Origin of the sequence: Streptomyces sp. LS1784 (genome assembly GCF_020103755.1) — a bacterium.
Classification (GTDB): Bacteria; Actinomycetota; Actinomycetes; order Streptomycetales; family Streptomycetaceae; genus Kitasatospora.
On sequence record NZ_JAHSQD010000820.1, the window covers coordinates 1 to 2,749 of the forward strand.

Here is a 2,749-nt window from a genome sequence, read left to right on the forward strand (position 1 = left end):
GCGCACCGGCACCACCCGCACCGGCCCGGCGCCCACCGCGCTTCGCGGCGGCACCGGGCGGCCTGAGCGCCGTTCTAGGAAGCCAGGCCGAGGGCGGCCATCCGCCTGGTGTGCGCCTCGGTGATCCGGTTGAACATCTTGCCGACCTCGACCAGGTCGAAGCCCTGCACCTGGACGCCGCCGACCAGCAGGTTGGACAGCGCGTCGCGCTCGGCGACCACCCGCTGGGCCTGGCTGAGCGCCTCGCCCATCAGCCGCCGGCCCCACAGGGCGAGCCGGCCGCCGGCCCGCGGGTCGGCCTCGATCGCCTGGCGGACCTTGTCGACGGCGAACTGGGCGTGGCCGGTGTCGGACATGACGCTCAGCACCAGGTCGCGGGTGTCGTCGTCCAGCCGGACGGCCACCTCGCGGTAGAAGTCGGTCGCGATGGCGTCGCCGACGTAGGCCTTGACCAGACCTTCCAGCCAGTCCGCGGGCGCCGTCATCCGGTGGAACAGCTCCAGCGGCTCGACGAAGGGCCGCATCGCGTCCTGCGGGTCGGCGCCGACCTCGGCGAGCCGGTCGTGCAGCCGCTGGTAGTGCTGGAACTCGGCGGAGGCCATCCGGGCCAGCGCCGCCTTGTCGGCGAGGTCGGGCGCCATCTTGGCGTCCTCGGCGAGCCGCTCGAAGGCGCTCAGCTCGCCGTACGCGAGCGCCCCGAGCAGGTCGAGCACGGCCGCCCGGTAGCCGGGGTCGGCCGAGCACGCGGCCCAGTCCCCGATCGAGCCGGCTGCCGCGTCCTGCGTCTCACCATGGGTCTCCATGACCCGCAACTTTAGTCCCGCCCGCCCGGCTCCCCCACCACCAGGCACGCCCGGGTGACCGGCCGGACCGGCCGGTCCGGTGGCAGTTGCCGGGGGCAATGTCGGACGCGTCACGTGTTCGAGTCGTCGGCTGACTGTATGGTGGTACGGAGCCCGTCGTGTTCGCATGGTGTCACCGCCGTCTCGGTACCCGCGCGAGCCCTCCGTAGCGGGGCCGTCCAGCCGGACGTGTCCGCACCGGAGGCACGGGTACTCACGTACGCGGATGCCCGGTCGGAGAGCCGATCGGCTCCGACCATGGCTTGGACTTCAAGCCTTGGCACCGCATCAGTGGCCGAGCGAGGGCCGCCGAGACCACGCCCCGAGGCGGAGGTCCCGCGCAGGTCCCTCACGGGAACTCTCCCCGACGCCGCCGGCGACGCGCCCCGCACCAGGGCAGCGCGCACCGGCCGGCCGCAGGGACCGGCGCGGTTGTGCGTTCGCGCAGCTGTAACAGGGCCGCCCAGGCCCGTAGGCAGCCGCGCGGCTGCCCGCCCGCCGCTCGCTCTCGGCCCCTCCACACGGAAGAGGCAGCACCCTGTCCACCACCACTGAACCCATCAAGACGACCTTCCGGGAGCTGGGAATCCTCCCGGAGACCGCCGAGGCGCTCGAAGCCGTCGGCATCGTCCACCCCTTCCCCATCCAGGAGATGACCCTCCCGGTCGCGCTGACCGGCCACGATGTCATCGGCCAGGCCAAGACCGGCACCGGCAAGACCCTCGGCTTCGGCCTCCCGCTGATCGAGCGGGTCGTCGTGCGCGCCGACGTGGACGCCGGCCGGGCCACCGAGGAGCAGCTCTCCGACTTCCCGCAGGCGCTGATCGTCGTCCCGACCCGCGAGCTGTGCACCCAGGTCACCAACGACCTCCAGACCGCCGGCAAGGTGCGCGACGTGCGCGTCCTCGCCGTCTACGGCGGCCGGGCGTACGAGCCGCAGGTGGAGGCACTCACCAAGGGCGTCGACATCGTGGTCGGCACCCCGGGCCGGCTGCTCGACCTGGCCGGGCAGAAGAAGCTGAACCTGTCCAAGGTCCGCGCGCTGGTCCTGGACGAGGCCGACGAGATGCTCGACCTGGGCTTCCTGCCCGACGTCGAGAAGATCATCACCATGCTGCCGGCCAAGCGGCAGACCCTGCTGTTCTCGGCCACCATGCCGGGCCAGGTGATCAGCCTCGCCCGCCGGTACATGAGCCAGCCGACCCACATCCGGGCCACCGCCCCGGACGACACCGGCTCGACCGTCGCCAACATCGAGCAGCACATCTTCCGTGCGCACTCGCTGGACAAGGTCGAGGTCGTCGCGCGCATCCTGCAGGCCGAGGGCCGCGGGCTGGCGATGATCTTCTGCCGCACCAAGCGCACCGCCGCCGACGTCTCCGACCAGCTGACCCAGCGCGGCTTCGCGGCCGGCGCGGTCCACGGCGACCTCGGCCAGGGCGCCCGCGAGCAGGCCCTGCGGGCCTTCCGCAACGGCAAGGTCGACGTGCTGGTCTGCACCGACGTGGCGGCCCGCGGCATCGACGTCGAGGGCGTCACCCACGTCATCAACTACCAGTGCCCCGAGGACGAGAAGACCTACCTGCACCGGATCGGCCGCACCGGCCGGGCCGGCGCCTCCGGTACCGCCGTCACCCTGGTCGACTGGGACGACATCCCGCGCTGGCAGCTGATCAACAAGGCGCTGGACCTGCCGTTCAACGACCCGGAGGAGACCTACTCCACCTCGGCGCACCTGTACGAGCTGCTGAAGATCGCGCCGGGCACCAAGGGCATCCTGCCGCGCTCGGAGCGGACCCGCGCCGGGCTCAACGCGGAGGAGGTCGAGGACCTCGGCGAGACCGGTGGACGCGGCGCCCGCCCGGGCCGCGGCGGTCGCGGTGGGCGCGGCGGCCAGGGCGGCTCCG

The 2,749-nt window shown here is 72.9% G+C and carries 2 protein-coding genes; one reads left to right on the forward strand and one right to left on the reverse strand.

The genetic code is table 11. The features are described from left to right. Positions 1-74: 74 nt before the first annotated feature. Positions 75-803, reverse strand: coding sequence for a ferritin-like fold-containing protein (locus KS423_RS42860; protein ID WP_224285110.1), 729 nt, complete (start codon positions 801-803; stop codon positions 75-77). Positions 804-1,494: 691 nt separating this feature from the next. Here KS423_RS42860 and KS423_RS42865 point away from each other — a divergent pair. Next, positions 1,495-2,749, forward strand: a 1,255-nt coding sequence (locus KS423_RS42865; RefSeq protein WP_224285111.1) for a DEAD/DEAH box helicase, incomplete at its 3' end; no start/stop codon positions are given.

Coding starts and splice junctions, on each gene's coding strand:
- KS423_RS42860 (WP_224285110.1), bottom strand. CDS start 803: ATGGAGACCCATGGTGAGACGCAGGACGCGGCAGCCGGCTCGATCGGG.